At 59.2% G+C, this 19475-nt stretch carries 14 protein-coding genes and 2 pseudogenes; 5 read left to right on the forward strand and 11 right to left on the reverse strand.

Annotated elements, in window-relative coordinates:
- Positions 1-123: 123 nt before the first annotated feature.
- From CIT37_RS33670 to CIT37_RS33695, 6 genes and pseudogenes are all read right to left on the reverse strand, one after another.
- The gene (locus CIT37_RS33670; RefSeq protein WP_095424718.1) at positions 124-1458 is read right to left on the reverse strand and encodes an IS5 family transposase; all 1335 of its coding nucleotides are present in this window, start codon (positions 1456-1458) and stop codon (positions 124-126) included.
- 788 nt (positions 1459-2246) lie between these two features.
- Positions 2247-3167 (reverse strand): Crp/Fnr family transcriptional regulator, encoded by a 921-nt coding sequence (locus CIT37_RS33675; RefSeq protein ID WP_244611320.1) that lies wholly within the window; start codon positions 3165-3167, stop codon positions 2247-2249.
- 626 nt (positions 3168-3793) lie between these two features.
- Positions 3794-4515 (reverse strand): annotated as a pseudogene (locus CIT37_RS33680) (M20/M25/M40 family metallo-hydrolase).
- A 394-nt stretch (positions 4516-4909) separates the two neighbouring features.
- Positions 4910-5524: an aspartate/glutamate racemase family protein gene (locus CIT37_RS33685; RefSeq protein ID WP_334262530.1), complete on the reverse strand. Its 615-nt coding sequence runs from the start codon at positions 5522-5524 to the stop codon at positions 4910-4912.
- 160 nt (positions 5525-5684) lie between these two features.
- On the reverse strand, positions 5685-7499 hold the full coding sequence (locus CIT37_RS33690; protein WP_095424719.1) for an ABC transporter permease subunit: 1815 nt from the start codon (positions 7497-7499) through the stop codon (positions 5685-5687).
- 13 nt (positions 7500-7512) lie between these two features.
- Positions 7513-8562: an ABC transporter ATP-binding protein gene (locus CIT37_RS33695; protein WP_095424723.1), complete on the reverse strand. Its 1050-nt coding sequence runs from the start codon at positions 8560-8562 to the stop codon at positions 7513-7515.
- 86 nt (positions 8563-8648) lie between these two features.
- Between CIT37_RS33695 and CIT37_RS33700 the strand changes: the two genes are divergently transcribed.
- Positions 8649-9409 (forward strand): IS5 family transposase gene (locus tag CIT37_RS33700; protein ID WP_110115998.1). Its coding sequence is split into 2 segments (ribosomal slippage): positions 8649-8988 and positions 8988-9409, totalling 762 coding nucleotides; the frame shifts between segments, so codons are not numbered across the junction.
- Positions 9410-9530: 121 nt separating this feature from the next.
- Here CIT37_RS33700 and CIT37_RS33705 read toward each other — a convergent pair.
- Positions 9531-10598 carry an ABC transporter substrate-binding protein gene (locus CIT37_RS33705; RefSeq protein ID WP_231088525.1) on the reverse strand — a complete coding sequence of 356 codons (1068 nt, stop codon included), beginning with the start codon at positions 10596-10598 and terminating at the stop codon, positions 9531-9533.
- A 690-nt stretch (positions 10599-11288) separates the two neighbouring features.
- Positions 11289-12476: a serine hydrolase domain-containing protein gene (locus tag CIT37_RS33710; protein ID WP_095424417.1), complete on the reverse strand. Its 1188-nt coding sequence runs from the start codon at positions 12474-12476 to the stop codon at positions 11289-11291.
- 1254 nt (positions 12477-13730) lie between these two features.
- On the opposite strand from CIT37_RS33710, the gene CIT37_RS33715 reads away from it, so the two are divergent.
- Positions 13731-13928: a transposase gene (locus CIT37_RS33715; RefSeq protein ID WP_095424415.1), complete on the forward strand. Its 198-nt coding sequence runs from the start codon at positions 13731-13733 to the stop codon at positions 13926-13928.
- 190 nt (positions 13929-14118) lie between these two features.
- Here CIT37_RS33715 and CIT37_RS33720 read toward each other — a convergent pair whose 3' ends face one another.
- From CIT37_RS33720 to CIT37_RS33730, 3 genes are all read right to left on the reverse strand, one after another.
- The gene (locus CIT37_RS33720) at positions 14119-14367 is read right to left on the reverse strand and encodes a hypothetical protein (protein WP_095424414.1); all 249 of its coding nucleotides are present in this window, start codon (positions 14365-14367) and stop codon (positions 14119-14121) included.
- A 159-nt stretch (positions 14368-14526) separates the two neighbouring features.
- The gene (locus tag CIT37_RS33725) at positions 14527-14967 is read right to left on the reverse strand and encodes a TauD/TfdA dioxygenase family protein (protein WP_231088527.1); all 441 of its coding nucleotides are present in this window, start codon (positions 14965-14967) and stop codon (positions 14527-14529) included.
- Complete coding sequence (locus CIT37_RS33730) at positions 14940-15230, reverse strand: TauD/TfdA dioxygenase family protein (RefSeq protein ID WP_231088528.1); 291 nt, start codon at positions 15228-15230, stop codon at positions 14940-14942. The genes CIT37_RS33725 and CIT37_RS33730 overlap by 28 nt, the downstream gene beginning before the upstream one ends.
- Before the next feature lie 1016 nt (positions 15231-16246).
- On the opposite strand from CIT37_RS33730, the gene istA reads away from it, so the two are divergent.
- The 3 genes and pseudogenes from istA to CIT37_RS33745 form a co-directional block, all read left to right on the forward strand.
- Positions 16247-17761: an IS21-like element ISBj11 family transposase gene (istA, locus tag CIT37_RS33735; RefSeq protein ID WP_039228609.1), complete on the forward strand. Its 1515-nt coding sequence runs from the start codon at positions 16247-16249 to the stop codon at positions 17759-17761.
- On the forward strand, positions 17758-18567 hold the full coding sequence (istB, locus tag CIT37_RS33740) for an IS21-like element ISBj11 family helper ATPase IstB (protein ID WP_018270204.1): 810 nt from the start codon (positions 17758-17760) through the stop codon (positions 18565-18567). The genes istA and istB overlap by 4 nt, the downstream gene beginning before the upstream one ends.
- A gap of 469 nt (positions 18568-19036) precedes the next feature.
- A pseudogene (locus tag CIT37_RS33745) lies at positions 19037-19398 on the forward strand (SOS response-associated peptidase family protein); the annotation flags it as partial.
- Between the last annotated feature and the right edge of the window lie 77 nt (positions 19399-19475).

A 19475-nucleotide genomic window follows, 5' to 3' on the forward strand; every position in this document is an offset into this window, starting at 1 on the left:
TCTTGCGGACGCTTGTCCCTTGTGGCGGGAAGCTGCCTATGACGACGATGGCGCACGGCGAAGTCGAGAATCGAGAATGAGACTCTCTCTAGTCCTCCGTGAAGAACGCGGACGACCGCTGATTTAAGCGATCTTTTGAGCCGGGACAGTTTCGGCGAAGGCCCGGATGATGGCACGCAAGAGTTCTGCGAGCCACCGCAGGAGCAGGCCGAAGTTGTAGCCGGCCGCGGCGAGGACGGCGTTGATGCTGTCGCCGATGCGGCCTTTGAGATAGTTGCGGTCCATGCGGTGCTCGGCCTTGACGTGGCCGATGACGGGCTCGACGGCCGCACGACGCTTCATCTCGCGCCTGATGGAAGCCGTGACGCGGCGGACCTGCCCCGAGATCCAGACCCTGAGCCGGTGCGGGTGGTTGTGGCCGCGGTACCCTTTGTCGACATGGATGCGGCGAGCCTCCACGCCGGTGAGCTTCTCCATGTCGGCGACCACGGGGCCGAGCGTGTGCCCGTCGAACGGATTGCCGTGCAGCGCCTTGGCATGGAGCACGGACTGTCCGCCCTTCGGGGACGTCACGGGGGTGGCGATACTGACCTTGCAGCCGAACTCGTAAGGCGCACGGGCTTTCCCCTTGCCGATGCACTCGACCTCCGGGGCATGTAACGCATAGACCTTGGGGCCGCGCTGATGCTGATCCTGGGTGCGCACCCGCTGCGCCAGAGCGAGCAGCGGGCCGAAGCGAGCTTCCAGCGCCGCATCGCCATCAATCTTGCGGCGGATGTCGCGGATGATCCGGCCAAGCCGCGTCCGCAGGAACTTGAGTTGGCGCCGGGCGCGCTTGAACTGATGAGCGTGGGTATAGCGGCCGACCATGATGGCGGCGCGCTTCGCCAGGCGCAGATAGCTCTGGCGCAGCGGCACACGGTTGCGCTTGGCGAGCCCGACGAGCTTGGTGATGGCCCGATGCATCAGCCGCGCGTCGGTCGGATGCGCAACGGCCTTTGGCTGCACCGTGGTATCGACTGCCACTCGCTCCAGGTCCTTGGGACCAATGGCGCCAGTCTTGTGCGCCACCGACAGACTTTCCTGGATCAACGCGACGAGCTGCTCCTCGCCGAGCCGCTGGCGCCAGCGCGTCATCGACGATCGATCGAACGGCAGCCGGTGGCAGAAGCTCAACTCGCCGCAGAAGTATTGGTAATAGGGGTTCTCGATCCAGCGGGCGCACAGCACCTCATCCGAGAGATTGTGCATGTGCTTCAGGATGAACAGGCCGGCGACAAGCCGCGTCGGCAGGCCAGGCTGCCCCGGACCGGTTTGGCACACCGAACCAAAGCGGTCATCCAGAAACTTCCAGTCGATCAGCGCCGCCAACCGCACCAGCGGGTGGCCCATGTCGATGATTTGATCGAGGGCCGGAAGCAACAGGTCTTTCTGGCGATCATCCCGCGGTTTGCTCATCGCCTTCCCTAATGCCGATGACCCGTCGTCAGGGAATCACGAATCGCTCGAAACCAAAATCCCAAAACGCAAGAAAGCGCGGCCCAACACCCAGCTTTCCTGCAAAATCGAATACTTTATCGAGACAACTTCTGCCTATCTCTCAGGTCGATCTGCATTCTTCACGGACGACTCTCTACATAGATTTCTAGGCCGTCGCGATGGGTCGGTCCACCAAGACCTCGGGGCAATGGAGCTGATTCCGGCTACGAAGATCCCGGACTGCCAATCCGACCTCAGCAGTTCTCCACGAGGCAATCGCGTAGCCTGGCCGTCGCGCCGGTCCTAGCTGGCGCTGCTTTACGACGACTAGGCGGCCCTAATCGCTGGCCTCCGCTGTTTTTTGCCCTTGATGTTATACCAGACCATTAATTGACGGAGTGCATCTTCGCCGAGCATCAGGCCTTTGGGTCGGCTCCGGCGTTAGCTACTCGATCGAAACACGTGGTGTCGCCTTCAGCATCGCTGGGATCGTCTTACTTCTGCGCCTCGATGCGGCCCCACCTGCGGTCTCTATAGAGCGCCATCGCACGTGCCTACGCTGCTGGCGCTCACGCATTCCGCAGCGCCCCACTACCACGCTCAGCAAACCGTTCGCCTGCCCGCGGCGCGAAGCTCGCCTTCAGCTCGCCAGAAGCCTAACGGAAGATCGAACGAGAGATCCTGCCGCCCTCCTGCCCCCGGCAGGAAGTTTGAATCTAACAGCTGATTTGACGCTTCTGTTCGATCCGTTCAGGCCGGAGGATGCTCTAGCCGGCCGACTCACTTGCAGCAATCAGAGATTCAGCCGAGGCATAAGCGCCTGAAACAAGCTTGTAACATCCGCACGCCTTTTGTTCGAGGCACCTGCGTTCATCGATCTGCAAAACGCCGCGCATCTTACGAATCAATTTTTGCTCTTCAAACCGAATTAGCGTCTCCGTTACGCCAGCCCGGCGCAATCCCAAGACCGACGACAGGTAGTCATGGGTAATTGGAAGCACATGAGCATCAAGAGCATCGCTGGCTAAGCAAAGCCAGCTCGCCAGCCGCTTTTCGCGGTCGTGCCGAACGCCGCAGAATCCCGCTTGGGCGCTGTGCAACGTCAGCGCCTGAACGTATCGAGAGAGCTGTTCTCTGATTTCGGGGTGCTCATTTGCGATCCGGCGCAGGTCCGTGATCCGAATCCTGTGTGCGCGTCCGGGAAAGAGCACGACACATTGATGTGTCGGAAGATGCCCTCCTACTACGACCGAAGCGCCGACGGCCCCCCGCCGGCCTATCAGCGCTGTTTCGAGAATACTTCCCGCCGCGACAATCCTGAGTGAGATGAGGCCGGATTCGATAAAGTAAACGTGCTCCAGAGGCTTTTTGGGCTCTTGCAGAACCATGCGTTCTCTGAGAGCGATCGGCTCGAGGAACTCGCCGAGCGCCCCAAGAGCTTGAAGTGATATTCGAGCCAGAATTGCATTTTTGACGAAGGGCCGCACAGGACAACGCACCGGCCTGTGAACGATCGGCTGTGCGACGGATAAGCGCTTGAGAGCTGGTTCATCGCAGCCGTCAGGCCCTTCGAGGAAGGCAGGCGCGTGGTCACGCATAGTGCGGTCCGTTTCCTGGGATGCGAATTCCTGCTGGTCAACTCCGCTGACCGTCACGAAACCTTGATCTTCCGAGGATACGTGATCCAACTTTCGATAAACGCAATGATGCAGGCCTCTACCGATTAAATCCAGCGCGACCTGCCCCCTCTTCGACGAATTTCGGCGAAGTACTGAGGATTGCGCATACCAGTACTCAAAAAATCAGCGACACTTTGTCCGGTCGCGCACTTAGTCGGTTTTTTGGTCGGGAGCACTTCCTCCGCGGTGCTCGATGTCCAGGCAGACGTTGCGCTCACCTGTCTCACGCGAACTCACCGCTCACGACGTCTTTGCGAGGGGAGCACGGGAGATGAGCGACTCTAGCGGATCCAATTTCTTGGCGCGGCCAAGCTTCAGGGGCCTTTAGGTTGCGCAAACCGGGAGCAGGCGCACGCTCGATCAACACGGCCGTCCGGGCGGGGTTGTCGCTGCCCGGAGAGACGCTGGTAAGAGATCCGGCGGGCCCAACAAGATCGCCCCGATATCGCCCGTAAGCGGGCACGCTGGAAGGCACAGATGGCAATACGCTGTGGTCGTTTGAAGCCCAGCTAGGGTTAACAGCGGCGCCTGCCAAAAGATTGCGCCTGATGCATTGCCACCGAGGAGAAGCGCGAAGCCCGGGATGATGGACTACATCGCATTCATATGCAGCGCCATCGATCTGGCAAACTACCTCATGCGGCGAGCACCGTTTCGACGAGGCTTACCCAATAGCCAATGCCATAGGGCAATGCTTCGTCGTTAAAATCATATGCGGGGTGATGCACGCCAGCTGAGGGTCCATTGCCAATGAAAATGAAAGCGCCAGGCCGCGCCTCGAGCATGTAGGCAAAGTCCTCCGCCCCCATAATCACGTCAAGCTTGTCGTTCACGGAAGCCGTGCCCACGAGTTTGCGTGCTGCCGCAAGCGCCAGATCGGTCTCCTGCGCATGATTGACGGTGACGGGCACGTATCGGCGGTACTTGAATTCAATTTCCGCGCCATACGCTCCAGCAATACCTTGCGCAGTTGCCGACATCTGCCGTTCCGCGAAGTCGCACAGACAGGTTACGAGAGTCCTCAGGCAAGATATTTGGCGGCCCCCAGCAACATAGCCGTATGGCCATCATGGCCGCACGCATGCATTTGACCCGGCGCTGTTGATGACCACGGCTTGTCGGACGCTTCGACAATCGGCAAAGCGTCCATGTCAGCCCTCAACCCGATGGTAGGGCCTTCGCCGCCCTCGCCCTGGATAATGGCGACAATGCCAGTTTCCGCTATCCCGGTCTCGACGCGATTGATACCGAACGAGGCCAATTTCTCGGCCACAAACCGCGCCGTATTATGCAGGCGATAGTCGAGCTCAGGATATTGATGCAGATAGCGGCGCCATGCCGTTACCTCATCTTGCAACTCACCGAATCTTTCAACGCTGCGCGTGACTCGTCACCTTATTTGAAATCGGTCAGAGAAGCTACACCTGATCGCAAGAACGAATGATGCTGCGCGCATTCATTCTCGGCCCACATCAGTCGGTGGCGCAATTCTCTTCATTGCAAGGCAATGAGATTCTCCTGTGGCTGCCCGAATTCGCGGTCCACTAAGGCAAGTTTTTCCGGTTCTTACCAATACCAGCTGCCACTTCGACAACTGTCAATGAGTGGTGGTCTTGTCTGCGGCTAGTACCCAAATCGTAGCGCCGCGAGCCGACTGAAGCAGTCGCATTTGCTTTCAGTAGCGCCTGGCACTGAGAACGGATTGAGACCTTCAATACTCGAATCTAGCGTAGGTGACGCGCAGCTGCCCCCTAGGCGATGGACGCCATGGTCATCCGACAGAGCGTTGTGATATCATAGACGGGCACTTTCGCGATGTGACGGATGACGGGCGAAACGATCGGGAATCCGGCGCATTCGAAAAGGATCGCAGCAATTTCCGGATGCGCTGTGCGGAGCGACGCGACACAGGCTACGACATCGGTCTCAATATCGGCGGGGTCGGTCGGGAGGGGCGGACGCTTCATCTCGTTTTGCCACAATTTGCCGCCTTCGATGCCGCCGATAACGACCCTCGCCCGCTCGCGCCGATCATCAACCCCCAGCAACTCTTCTCTCAGGTGAGTTGAGTCGGCCGTCACGACAGCGACTTTGGCGAACTTCGGAAGTTGTCGGAGCAATGCGGGCAGCAGAAGCAGACTGGACGTTACTACTGGCACTTTCACCGAAGCGGCGACCGCAGCCTGATATCGAACGGAGAAGCCGCAGTTTGCGCTTATCGCGACCGCGCCTCGTGCGATGAGCTTTGTGGCCGCTGCGACATAGGCCGACTCCAGCGCTGGATTACCGCGGATGACGTCATCCGCCCAAGCTCCGTTCGCGGTTTCATAGATGACCGGGAACTCAAAGGTATTGGGATCAGACATCGAGCTAGGCGGAGGTTTTGGCGCTGGCACTCCGCGTTCGAGACACATGACTCCGAGAGATCGTGACGGTTGTGACATCATTCAGGACTCTGAAAGAGCTTGGGATGGGTGCGCCTTTTTGCGCAGAGCACATTCGAATGCGGCCGCTCGGCGATTGAGACTACGAGGTCGATGCCTCTGAAAGCGCCGGCTTAGGTTGCAGCGCCAGTGAGCCCGGATTGCCGCCCGGCCTCTTCCGCCACCACATGATGTAGAGTGCAATCAGCCAAAGCACGGGAAGAAGCGTTAGCAGCGCGCCCACCGCAGCTATAGTAGGCTCGATCTGTTGGCTTATGTTTTCCAACATTTTTACCGGTAGGGTGCGGATCGAGAACCCACTGACAAGCGATGTTATGACGACCTCGTCGAACGAGTGGATAAACGCGAAGACGGCGCCTCCGATAATACCTGGTTGGATCAGCGGCAGCGTAACCCTCATGAAAGTCTGCAGAGGGCCGGCTCGAAGGCTTTGTGCCGCCTGCTCCAACCGCCGGTCGAATTGAGCCAGCGTCGCCGAAACGATGACGACGACCGTGCCGATGGCGCCAACGCTCTGGGCAAGGATGATACCGGTCATTGTTCCAATTAGGCCGAGTTTGACCAGACCGAAATAGGTCGCGACACCGACGACAACCACCGGAAAGGTGATCGGTGTCAGAATAAGCATGGTGAGAAAGGCGCGTAACCGAGGGAGTGTGCGGCTCAGACCGTACGCTGCAAGTGTTCCGACGATGGTCGACAGCGCAGCAACCGGCAAAGCAAGCCGAGCACTATTCCATACGGAGGTAGTCCACGACGGATCGTCGAAGAAGGCGCGGTACCACTGCAGCGAAAAGCCAGACGGAGGAAATTCCAGAAAGGCACCGGCGCTAAACGACATCATGATAACAATCAAGCCCGGCGACAGCAGGTACACCATCACAAGCACGACAAAGATCCCGCCGAAGATGTCGGACCAGCGGCTGTCGCCACCAGGTTTATAGAGCTGACTCGTCCAGCGCTTAGCCCGATAGGGAGTGGCAACGTCATTGAAGAATCGTGTCAATGCGACTAATGGGCATCGCCTGCTCGATGAGAGCATGCGCGCTGACTGCACTGCCCGAGGCTGCGTACCGGAAAGATCAAGCCCAACCATGGAGAGCACGATCACTGTGATTGCCAGGAGTATGAAGGCCGACGCAGCGACAGGTGCCATATTGAATGAAGTCTGAATCTGAGTGACAATGAAATTCGATAACATGGCGTCGCTCAATCCGCCGAGGACTTGGGGCGTGATGTAGAACCCAAGGCAGAACACAAATACCAGCAGCGAGCCGCCGCGGACACCGGGCAGGCTCAGCGGAAAGAATACGCGCCAGAAGGCTGCAAAGGGCCGAGCTCCCATACTGCGGGCCGCAGGCATCAACGATCTGTCAATGCCATGCATAACGCTGAGCAGCGGCAGGATCATCATGGGCAGCATGATATGCACCATGCCAATGTAGACGCCCACGCGATTGTAAATGAGCTGTATCGGCTTAGAGATCCACCCAAGATAGACAAGCAAATTATTGATCAGACCGTGGTCGCCAAGAATCACCGCCCATGCATAGGTGCGCACCAGCCCACTTGTCAGCCACGGGACGAAAACGAGCACGATGAGCGCGACGCGCACCCGCTTGGAGGCGATCACGATGAGATAGGCTGTTGGATAGCCGATGACGAGACACACAGCCGTAGCGACCGCGCTTATTTCGATTGTCTGAAGGAGGACACGAATATAGGCCGGTTGCTGGAAGAACGCGACGTAGTGCGTGAGCGAAAAGGCCGGCGCGTTAAGGCTCGCCAAGAAGAGCTGGACGACGGGTATGCCGAAGACGACCAGCAGGATTGCGAATGCCGGCACAGAAAGGGCAATGGGCATTCGGCTCAGGTTTTTAAACGTTTCCACCCGCATTTGCTCTCGTGCCTCACACTGCGACGAAGCGGACGTCCGACCGCAACCAGTCGAGCCGCACTGCATCGCCAGGCTGGAAGATCTGTTGTCCCGATGCGACATGCTCTCGTACTGCGATCAGGCAGTCGCCGACGCGTACCTGGTATTTGCGCAAAGGACCGGCGTAGATCATGTCACTCACTGCTCCGGTGATGGACTGGCACAGGTCCGCATCGTCACGTTTTGGAGCCCCAGGTGCGGCGATACAAATACGTTCGGGCCGGATCATCATCACGGCGCCGGAAGGCTGCGGTGCAGCAGTTTCGATCCTGAACGCAGGGCTTTCGAAGATGTTGGCCTCGCCCAGAAAATTGGCCACGAAACGTGTCGCCGGCCGATCATAGAGGGCTTCTGGCGTGTCGGTCTGCTCGATCCGCCCCGCCCGCATGACGACGATGCGATCCGAAAGGGTGAGCGCCTCTTCCTGATCGTGCGTGACGCATATGGTGGTCTTGCCGAATTCCTTGTGCAGGCTCTTGATCTCGACCTGCATTTGCTCGCGAAGATTGCGATCGAGCGCTCCGAGCGGTTCGTCGAGCAGGAGGATCGGCGGGTCGGCGATCAGCGCGCGAGCAAGCGCCACGCGCTGCTGCTGCCCGCCGCTTAGTTGCGATGGCATGCGGTCACCGTAGTCATTGAGATGCACGCGCTGAAGCATGCGGTTGACACGCATCGCCTTCTCGGCCGCCTTTATGCCGCGCATTTCGAGCGGGAACTCGAGATTACGCCGCACAGTGAGGTGCGGAAACAGCGCATAACTCTGGAATACAATGCCTTGGTCGCGCCGATAGGAGGGCACCGCCGCGACCGACTTCCCGGAAATGAGGATGTCTCCCTTGGTGGGAGCCACGAATCCGGCAAGCAGCATGAGCGCTGTGGTCTTGCCCGAGCCGCTCGGACCGAGAATGGTCAGAAACTCCCCGCCACGAACCGCGAGCGAGACATCCTCGATCGCCGCAATCGCTCCATATGTCTTCGTGACGCGCCGGAATTCGATTTCCGCGGAATCAGGACCGTTCTCCAGCACTTCATCCTCAACATGTACTAGGGTCTGTACCTAAATAGCGCCACGTGATTCTCTTGCCTACGTGTTGATTCGGGGGCGAGAGAATGCGCGCTGGTTTGTTTTGGCTGAACGACAGGCAATGGGCGCGTATCGAACCGCATCTGCCGAGGGGACTGACGGGGCCGGATCGGGACGACGACCGACGCATCGTCAGCGGCATCATTCACATGCTGCAATCGGGTGCACGATGGCGTGATTGTCCACGTGAATACGGCCCTTACACGACGATCTACAATCGCTTCAATCGCTGGGCCAAGCGAGGACGATGGTGCGCAATCTTCGAAGCGCTGGCCAAGCCTGGCGAAGACGGCGTCGTACTGTCGCTCGACTCGACCTCGATTAAAGCTCACCGGTGTGCCTCCGGCGGAAAAGGGGGGAGCACAATCAAGCAATCGGCCGCTCGCGCGGAGGCCGCACGACAAAAATCCATGCGCTGAGCGATCCGCTCTGCCGGCCGGTCGTCCTGCATCTGACTCCAGGCCAGGATGCCGATATCGCTGCGGCTCCCGATGTCCTGGCGCTCGCGCCACCCATGAGCGTGCTCCTCGCCGACAAAGGGTATGATGGCGACAAGCTTCGCGGCGAAATCATTCGTCGTGGCGCCAAGCCCGTAATCCCCAATAAATCTAACCGTGTCGTCATCCATCGCTTCAACAAACGCGCCTACAAAGGACGAAATGTCATCGAACGCTGCTTTTGCAGGCTCAAGGACTTCCGGCGCATCGCCACGCGATATGACAAGCTCGCCCGTAATTTTTTGGCCGCTGTTCATCTCGCCGCTCTCGTCGCATATTGGCTCAATTGAGTCTGGACCCTAGGGCAGTCATAGGATACGGATTCAGCATTTATACTCCAGACAGGCAATTGCGCTAAGAAGTGCGGAGCGGCGCGATGGACCGGCCGTTCACGCGAAGGACAGCCACGATCTAACGCAGACTCCATTCATTCCAGCGCTGGATTAGCCGCTCCATGTTCGACAAGCCGTCCGGTCCGGACTCCAAGTACCACTTCGGATTTATGGCGAAGCTGCTCGCCATGTACTCGGGGTAGGTCGCAAGTTTGCGGGCTACATTTTCGGGTAGCTGCTTGTAGGCACTGTGATTGCTCGGAGCGAGGGTGAACAATTGCGCGAACGCTGCCTGGCGGTCGGCGCGAGACGTGAGCTCAATGAACTTCTGCGCGCTCTGGACGTTCGGACTGCCTTTCGGAATGATCCAGTTATCCCAAGCCAGCTTGGCCTGACTCCTACTGATTTCGATCGGCGCGCCTTCATCGATCAATGCTTGCGCCCGCCCGTCATAGCCTTGCGCGACGTCAGCCACGTTATCACGCATCATTTGCAGGATCTCGGATCCGGTCGACCACCACTTGCGGATGTGCGGCTTGATTTTATCGAGGCTCGCGAAAACACGGTCGATATCCATTGGGTAGAGCGCATCCACAGGAACGCCGTCCGCCAGCAGAGCTTCCTCGAAGGGACCCAGTGCGCCGTACTGCCCGGTCCTGAGGGTACGTGCTCCAGGAAACTTCTTAACATCCCAGAATTCGGCCCACGTGGAGGGCCGCGGCTTGTCACCCGGGAACTTCCCCGTATTGTAAATCATGTTCATGGAATATACGAAACTACCGAAACCAAAGGGCTGTTTGCAGTAATGTTGCGTCGCCTCTAATTCCACCTGCCTGTAGATCGAGTAGTCGATTTTTTCAAGATTTCCTTTCGCGGCCAAGGTAAACGCCGAGACTTGATTCATAAGAAGTACGTCGACCGTGATGTTGCTCGCATGCACCATCGTCGCGATCTGGGCCGCGTCTATATCCTGCGTAATCTGAATTACCTTAACTCCGGTCTCGGTCTGGAAAGGCTTCACATAAGCTTCGGCGATGGCCTTGCCAAAATTGCCCCCGCTAAATGCCACGCGCAACTCGCGTGAGGATTGCGCCGATACCGGGCCATCGACAGAAGACAGCGTGCCGACCGCGATAACGGACGACATTCCTCTCATGAAGCGCCTGCGATTTACCCAAAGATGCCTCATTGTTTCCTCCACGCCCCGCGGGAATTTTCCCCGCTCTGGCCATATTAGCGGGAGCAAGGTCAGAATTTCCACATTTTTGGCGTTAGGGAGCCGAAATTCCGCGCTTCATGGGGGCGACGCGAAGGTTTAAAGCCATTCAGGGATTGGGCTGCTACATGCACAAGCGCGCCTAGTAAAAATACACCTGCTCTCCGGCGCGCTCAGACTCGAGCGGAAGGAGAGACTGCCTTTTCCTCGGTCTCATAGGCCGAAAAGGCGGATACGCTCCAGTGTCTTGGCAAAGTGCTCGTCTGGCGGTCAACTCGGCGCGGCCGCTTACACGATGAAGCCGATCGAGTCCCATATTTAGACCGTGGGTGTTCTGCCGGGACGTCGACGGAACGTGCCGCCAGTGTAGACTGCGGGCGCGCCGGAATTGCTGTGCATCGGTACGAGCAAGAGTTCACCGTCACGGTACTCGGCTTGACGCAACGAACGCCAGTCCTGCGCGGCAGCCGCAGTTCCAACCACACGCATAAAGCCGTCTGCCGAGATGCCCATGAGCGATGGAGCTCCTCGACGGAAGGATATGCAGGCTACAATGCTGGCCAGAAGGGGAACGGGACAAGTGCGGATAAATAACCTTGGGCCGAGTAGCTCTTTGCGCCCTCACCAAGCATTGCGCGCGGGGCCTTCAGGCTGCGCCACAGCCGCTGCATGGAGGGCCTCGACGAAGGCAGCCTGGGCCTGGCCATACTCGGGCAGGTTGGGTTCAGGCCACGCAGAGTTGATCGCGATGACGATCTTGTCCTTCGGATAGACAAAGATCGCCTGGCCGGCGTGGCCCAGCGCCGCGTAGGCGTCCTTGTAAATCCACCAGTGATAACCATAACCCGTCGCTCCCGTACTCGTGGGTGAGAAGGTCAAATGAGCGCGGGTTGCCTCCGCCAACCAACCGGGCGACAGCACCTGGATGGCGCCGGCCCTACCACCGTCCAGCATGAATTGCCCGATGCGAGCGTAATCGCGCAGCGTCGTGATGAAACCGCCGCCGCCGTACTCTTGGCCTGCTGGATCTACCACCCAGAATGCGTCCTGTTCCATCCCAAAGGGCCGCCAGAGCTTGTCTGAGAGGTACTCTGACATCGACTTCCCGGCCGCCTTGGAAACTAAGACCCCGGCCAGATGGGAATCGCCGGTCTTGTAGTCGAACTTGGCCCCGGGCCGGTGGATTCTGGGCAGACGGCGCATGTAAGCGACGCCGGGGTTGACGCCGTCTATGAAAGGGGCCGTCATCAGCAGGGCGTCGTCCGAGTTCGGGTCCGTGTAATCCTCACTCCACTTGACCCCCGAAGTCATGGTCAAGAGTTGTCGGACGGTTACGCCGTCGTAGGCGCTGCCTTTTAGCTCATGGATATAGTCGATGAGGGGCGCATCCATGCCGTTGATGTAACCATCCTGGATAGCCGCGCCAATCAGGATAGAAGTTACTGATTTCCCAACGGAGTAGGAGGTCCAACGGTCCTTCGCTGTACGCCCGAGACCATAGCGCTCGAGAAGCACCTGTCGGTTCTTCAGCACAATGACGCCAGAGACGCGCTCCGCCTTAATGTGGCGATCGACATCCAGGTCTTGTCCCCTCCAAGTCCAGCGTGGCGAGATCTGATGGAGGGCTGTAGGCAGGACGTAAACGTGCGGGCCGCGGCTTATCCCACGGACCGGATCGATCTTCTCTCTACTACGGCAGCCGACGATCTGTTGATCTCGGGTCCATCGCAGCATAGCCGCGCCGCCCGGCGGAAGCGACGCGTCCTCGGATGTGCATGCCGCTGTATTCACAGTCTCCATCCCATTCATCGTCACTCCTTGCGGACTTCTCTTGCCTGTTGTTTTCCATCTAAAGTTTCAAGAATTTATCTTACCACAAAGCCGCATTTCCGTAATGTAGCTCCGTTCGCGCCGAAATCCTGCGCTGGATCCGGCGATGTGCTAAGTTTTCCGCGCCTTGGAATTGACGAGCAAGTGACCGAACTTTGGTGATCGAGTGGGCACAACTTGCCAATAATACAGAAGATGGACGGTCGTTCGCGCGCGCTCAGATTGCGCGGGATGATCATGTGCGCCAGTTAGCGTCCTGAGCCAACCAGTGCGCGCCCGAGCCAACGAGCGGCCAGTCGCACGGACTATCAACTCGGGTCTTCGCGCATGTGTGGCGACCCGCGTATCCGATGTCGATCTTGCCCGCTGCGTCGAAATTGAAGGTGACCCTCGAGTTTCCAGGCTTGGTCGGGGTCGCGAACTGCCACCGATTGGCTCTCGCTCCTCCTAAGATCGCGATTGGTAGCGATGCACAGCAGACCGAATTTGATCGCTACCTTAAGGCCAGCCCCTTCCCGACGGCTGTTGAAATAGGAGGAGCGGCGTTGCCCCCGTTGAGCTGTTAGGCTCGGTTCGCCAAAACCAGGAAAGAAAGCATCGCCATGAAGAAGACTATCACGACAAGGGCCGGCGATGCGACCAGGATGGTGGAAGCAGCGTGGCAAAAGGTTGGGAAGCTTAGACCTTTTCTGCCTGACGGCCGGGATCGCGAGACTTACGCAGATGATCGAAGAGGATAGCGAGCGGCTGTGCGGGCCACGCCTTGGGCGATTGGACCAGAGGGCCGGCCAACACTGGGGGCGGAGCACTGGGCGGCAGCGCTTCCACGGCGGGAGGATCGAGGTAGAGCGGCCGCGCGCATCGACGCGTTCGTCGTCCAGCCCCGGCGCGCGCGCAGAGCATGGCTCGGCAAATGAGCGATGAACCTGATGTTGCTGAACGTCTCGACCGCGGGTTCGGCCGCGGTCCGCCTGCCGGAGGGCGACATTCCCGCAAAAAATGGGCGACGGGCGATCCAAGTCGGCCGTCTCGCGCCGGTCGTCGAGTTGTGGGCGGAGCGGATGGCCGCATGGACGTGGTCGGATCGATCTGCTCGCCATCCAGATCGATGGGTTGCATATCCGCGATGAGCTGACGCTGGTCGCCGCCGTTGCTATCGACAGCGAAGGCAACAACCATCCGCTGGCGGTTGTCGAAGACGCCACCGAGAATACTGCGATTGTGTAGGCGGTGGTGGACAACCTGACTGGCCTTGGGCTCGATCCTGGAATCTGCCGCCTCTTCATTATCGATGGTGCGAAGGCGCTGCCGAAGGCGATCCGCCAAACCTTCGGCGGTCACACGGCGATCCAACGGTGTCAGATCCACAAGAGCCGCATCGTCGAGCGCCTGTCGGGACATCTGCATGCGACGATCCGCAAGGCTGCGTGAAGCCTGGGAGATCGACGATGCGGCAAGGTCGGAGGAGCTGATGAAGAATCTGGCGCGCGGCTGGAGCGAGACGCCCGGCGTATCCGATCACTTGCGAAGCAATCGCCCGGCGCCCGAAGATACCTATCCTGGCCGACAACGACACAGCCTGTAGCAACGCGATCGATGTCATGATTGGAATTGGCGAGTACTAAAGGGCCAGCGCCAGCGCCCTTGTCATCGACGACAAGACATTCCCTAAGGTTACGAGCCTTGCTGCGGACGCCGCCAGCAACTGCTGAGCGAAGGAATTCCAGGGCTGGATCGAGGCTGCTCTCGGGATCCAAATTTTCTTGTGATCGCGAGAACCAAAGCGCTCATCGCTGGCTTGGCGAAGCTGAAGCCTTAGCCCCGCCGCAAGCGCATGTGAAAGGCTGGTGCCGACATGATCCTGATCCATTTCAAAGAAGAAGGATCCTGGCGAGATCGAAAGCTATTCCCGAGCAAGAACGTCCCCAAGGATATTGTACCGGGAGAGGAAATCTTCAGACCAGAGAATGGACGAGATTACGGCAGCTGAAACGCGCTTTCTGCACTGATCCACGGCTGAAGGCCAACTCTAACCTGCGTGAACGGCTGTCGCTGTAATCTCGATGCTTTGCGCCGGCTCATTTGATCGGGGCTGCAACTCCATTTCATGGAGGACCATCGGCTCCCTCTCAGTCAACATCTTGCCTTTGGCTTGAGGCAGTTGGCGCAAATTGGGCAGCGGAATCGAACGGCTGCCGTGCCAGCAGAACGGCTGAGCTCCGGATTGCAGCCGTTCAAACAGTCTTTGGCTGGGATAGCGCTGCAGGCCGACGAAGTTGTTCACGGAACGACCGAGCGATAGCATGCGTTCGCCGGTCTCGGGATGAAGACGAACAATCGGATGTGTCGTTTCGTAGATCGTTCCACTGGATACGCCGCACCAAGGCCGCTTGTTGGCTTCGGTGGCCCTCTCTGTCGCAGTGAGATCAGATGCGACGAAGCTCACAGCCCAGAGGTTATCTGCGAGCATCCGCAGGGGATCGGGAACCCATTGTGTTTGTGGGATTCGGTAGGCCGGAGCACAAAACGCTGCTGCTGTGCATCGTCGAGATGTCCCTGATCGCGGAAGAAGATGACCTTATGCTCTAGCAGAAGCCGGTTGAACGCTACGATGATATCGTCAGGCAAATCGTCCGACAGCGCAATGTTCTTGATTTCGGCACCAAGCCGGTCCGTGTGCTTGACGATGTCGGCTCGCGGAATGACATTTTCAACAGCCATTGTTTCACTCATGACGGCGCCTCTTTCTGTGGATGTCTAAACAAGCTCAGTGGTCTCGCGTCTGGCGACAAACCCGGCACAACAATCTTGATGTTACACACCCGAATTGTCTGAGCGTGGATCACCGCGTCGCTCAATTAAGCGGCTGAGTTCCGATACACACACCACCAGCATCTTAGAATCCGATCTCCCTCTACGCATCGACACGGCTAGCGCCGTTCTCATCGAACGACACTCGCATATGAGGCCCCCAGATCGATTTGCAGCCTGATCAGCAGTGCAGATCATAGACGCAATCCATGTCCAGTCTATGAAACGAAAACAGCTTTCTTTTCGAGCTCGCGCAACGTTCTCCTCGTCTCAGAACTCATGCTTGGAAAATCCTCGAACAACGACTGCGTCGTACCTCATTCATTCCACAAGGCCTCATGCGCACGACCTCAAGATGTATACTACGCTATAAACTACTTTAACGGGTCAATTATCATATTTTTGCGACTTTTGGAGTTGTTCTATGCGCGACTTTTTTCATCAGCTGATCACTTCCTGTCTGCCTTGGACGAGCGGGAGAAGCGCAAAATAAGGAGGCTGCAACTTCCGATGCAGCTTAACAACGGACTTAATCCCTCGATTTTCGAAATTTGCACTCGGGACGAATGCAGCGCTCGTGCCTGTGATGCCGTGTCTTTCGTTTCACCCGGAGAGACGTAGATTTTCCTTACGGCGTGCATGCCGCTTGGCTTCGCGGTAGTTGACCACACACAATCGAAACAGAGCGGCCATGGCCGGAATATCGCTCCGAAGGCGTCTTTGCGTTCTCAGACTGCAAGCCTGCCGCGCGGCGAACAGGATGGAAGTGGAGCGTCGACCATGATGAGAGGGCTACGCCGGGCTCGTGACGCAGGGAGGGCGTAGCCCGACCGGAGTTACGAGCCCGGCGTCGGCGCGATCCACAGCGGACCGCGCCGACTGGTGATCGCGGCCGGCTGGTTATGCAAGTGGTTCTTCCGCCAAGAGGAATCACTCGCGTGCCAGGCCGACACATTACCGATCACCAAATGAGGCTCTACATGAAGTACCGTCAGACCGATAGCCCACCCGTGGCCGCCGCCAAGGCTTCGTTCAGCACCTCGACCGCTTACCGGATCGAGAAGGATCGACGCCTTCCGTCGCAGAAGAAGGCTCCCCGCGGCCGTCGCCGGCCAGATCCCTTGGCCCGCGTATTTGAGACAGATATCGCGCCGATGCTGAAGGCCGCCCCCGGTGTGCGGCCGGTCACGATCTTCGAGGAGTTGCTCCGACGCCATCCCGAGCTCGGCGCCGGCATCCGTCGCACGCTGGAGCGCCGGATCCGGGCCTGGCGGGCGATCCACGGCGAGGAGCAGGAGGTCATCTTCCGCCAGACCCACGAACCCGGTCAGCGCGGCCTGTCCGACTTCACCGACATGGGCGAATTGGGTGTCACGATCGCGGGCGTACCGCTCGACCATCGTCTCTATCACTTCCGGCTGGCCTATTCCGGGTTTGAGCACGCCCATGTCGTGCTCGGCGGTGAGAGCTTCGTCGCTCTGGCCGAAGGCCTGCAGAATGCCTTGTGGTCACTCGGTGGGGCGCCACGGGAGCATCGCACCGACAGCCTGTCGGCCGCCTTTTGCAATCTCGACCGCGACGCCAAAGACGATCTGACGCGGCGATACGAAGACCTCTGTGCCCATTACGGCATGCGGCCTTCCCGCAACAATCGTGGCATCGCCCACGAGAACGGGGCGATCGAGAGTTCGCATGGTCATCTCAAGCGAGCGATCGGCGACGCGCTGTTGCTGCGTGGCACCGCCGACTTCGACGATCTAGCTGCCTATCGTGGCTTCATCGATGAGATCGCCAGCCGCCGCAATGCCCGCAACGCCAAGCGGATCGACAGTGAACGTAGCGCACTTCAGGATCTGCCGGACCGCCGCACGTCGGACTATGAAGAGGTGATCGTCCACGTGACGTCGTCCGGCGGCTTCACCTTGCGCAAGGTGTTCTACACGGTGCCGTCGCGCTTGATCGGCCATCGGCTGCGGGTGCGCCTGTATGACGATCACCTCGACGTGTTTGTCGGCGGCACGCATCTCCTCACCTTGCCGCGCGGGCGGCCGCATCCCAATGGCAAGCACGATCAGGTCGTCGATTATCGGCACGTGATCCATTCCTTGCGGCGCAAGCCGATGGCGCTCCTCAACCTGGTCTACCGCGACCAGCTGTTCCCCCGGGAAGCTTACCGCCGAGCCTTCGACGTCTTGCGCAAACGCTTACCGGACAAGAAGGCCTGCCGGATCATGGTCGATCTCCTCGCACTCGCCCATGAGCGCGGTTGCGAGGCCGAACTCGCCAATCAGCTCACGGCTGACCTGAACGACGGCCGGCTGCCCGACCTCAACCGGCTACGTACTCACTTCGCCCCGGATCCCGCCCAGGTGCCGAACGTCGTGGTACGCCTCGCACCGCTCGCCACCTATGAATGCCTCATCGGTACCGCCGAGATCGGAGGCGCCGCATGAGCACAACCAACGTAGTCGACACCGCGCGCCTCAATCTGTTGCTCAACGAGCTGCGGCTGCCCGCCATCAAGGCGCTGTGGCCGCAATTTGCCGAGCAATCCGATAAAGAAGGCTGGCCGGCGGCGCGCTTCCTCGCCACCATTGCCGAGCACGAGATCGCTGAGCGCGGCCGCCGCCGCATCGAGCGCCATCTCGTCGAGGCGCGGCTGCCTACCGGAAAGACCTTTGACAGCTTCGACTTCGAGGCCGTGCCGATGATCTCCAAGGCGCAAATGACCGCACTCGCCGCCGGCGACGGCTGGCTCGGCAAGGGCGCCAATCTGCTGCTGTTTGGTCCGCCCGGTGGAGGCAAGAGCCACTTGGCGGCAGCAATCGGCTTGGCCCTCATCGAGAACGGATGGCGCGTCCTGTTCACCCGCACCACCGATCTCGTGCAGAAGCTCCAGGTGGCTCGCCGCGAGCTCAACCTCGAGGGCGCCATCAACCGCCTCGATCGCTTCGATCTCGTCATCTTGGACGATCTTGCCTATGTCACCAAGGACCAGGCCGAGACCAGTGTGCTGTTCGAGCTCATCAGCGCACGCTACGAGCGACGCTCTTTGCTGATCACCGCCAATCAGCCCTTTGGAGAATGGAACAAGGTCTTTCCGGACCCAGCTATGACCCTCGCGGCGATCGATCGCCTTGTTCACCACGCCACCATCGTCGAGATGAACGTCGAGAGCTATCGCAGGCGGACTGCCCTCGAGCGAAAGCGTGGTCCAGGGCGGCCACCGGAGCACGCGACACAAAAAACGCTCGCTTGATTGACGCTCCGCGACAATCAAAGCAAACAAAACTCTTGCGCGCGACAATCATCGCGGCGATCATCATCGCGCCGCGACACTGACTCGCCATCCTGATCGCCGCGCTCTTCCGACCCAGATCGTCGCGCTATAGCAAGCCGCAAATTCCGGCTGGCTATCTTGCCTCAGTATGAGCAACACGACACCGAAGGGCGGTCGGATTTCAGATCACAAGCCACGGATGTAGCTTCCTCATGATCGCTCTCTCTGATTCCTTAGCTTGAGATCGAGTGCTCGCCAAGACCAGGCGCGACGTCGACCTCGCCGCGCTGCGCCACCCGCGCACATCGTTCGCCAAGAACTGGCCAGCCGACTCCGCTGCAGCAAGTGCGCCGCCGCCCTTCGGCGACCCTGCTACAGCTTGCGCAGCGGTCACGTCACGCTGCTCGAGAAAGGTGAAGATGTGCCTCATCACCGAAACGAGGCGGCGATCAGTGCCTTTAATCCGCGTGGTCAACCGCTAGGCCGGCAATCTCGTACCGATGCCCGGAGTCTTTCCGGACTACAAAGCGCCGATTGTCCGGACCGGCGCCGACGGTCGCGAGCTCGCAACCGCGCGCTGGGTATGCCGTTCTCGCAGCATGCGCAAATGGAGGCGACCAAAAAGCGCGCTGCGAAGCTGGAAGCCAAGGTACGTCGGTCGACTTCAAGGAACTTCTCCAGATAGAGCCGGATGGCGACACGACGAATATCCGTAACTTGAAAAGCAAACATTGGGCGCGTTGGCTGGGTCCGGCACATCGGTGCGTGGTGCCGTTCAACTCGTTCAGCGAGCTGCGCAGCTTTTCTGGGATGCTGTCGCGTGAAATGCCGCTGCGGCTACCGCCTTGATGCAAGCGTACGTAAGTGACTACGAATGCTGTCGTAAG

This window comes from Bradyrhizobium ottawaense (assembly GCF_002278135.3).
GTDB classification, from domain to species: Bacteria; Pseudomonadota; Alphaproteobacteria; order Rhizobiales; family Xanthobacteraceae; genus Bradyrhizobium; species Bradyrhizobium ottawaense.

Coding starts and splice junctions, on each gene's coding strand:
- CIT37_RS33730 (WP_231088528.1), bottom strand. CDS start 15,230: ATGAGTGAAACAATGGCTGTTGAAAATGTCATTCCGCGAGCCGACATC.
- istB (WP_018270204.1), top strand. CDS start 17,758: ATGAGCACAACCAACGTAGTCGACACCGCGCGCCTCAATCTGTTGCTC.
- CIT37_RS33725 (WP_231088527.1), bottom strand. CDS start 14,967: ATGCTCGCAGATAACCTCTGGGCTGTGAGCTTCGTCGCATCTGATCTC.
- CIT37_RS33690 (WP_095424719.1), bottom strand. CDS start 7,499: ATGCGGGTGGAAACGTTTAAAAACCTGAGCCGAATGCCCATTGCCCTT.
- CIT37_RS33685 (WP_334262530.1), bottom strand. CDS start 5,524: ATGTCTGATCCCAATACCTTTGAGTTCCCGGTCATCTATGAAACCGCG.
- CIT37_RS33705 (WP_231088525.1), bottom strand. CDS start 10,598: ATGTCGTCCGTTATCGCGGTCGGCACGCTGTCTTCTGTCGATGGCCCG.
- CIT37_RS33710 (WP_095424417.1), bottom strand. CDS start 12,476: ATGAATGGGATGGAGACTGTGAATACAGCGGCATGCACATCCGAGGAC.
- CIT37_RS33670 (WP_095424718.1), bottom strand. CDS start 1,458: ATGAGCAAACCGCGGGATGATCGCCAGAAAGACCTGTTGCTTCCGGCC.
- CIT37_RS33720 (WP_095424414.1), bottom strand. CDS start 14,367: ATGGATCAGGATCATGTCGGCACCAGCCTTTCACATGCGCTTGCGGCG.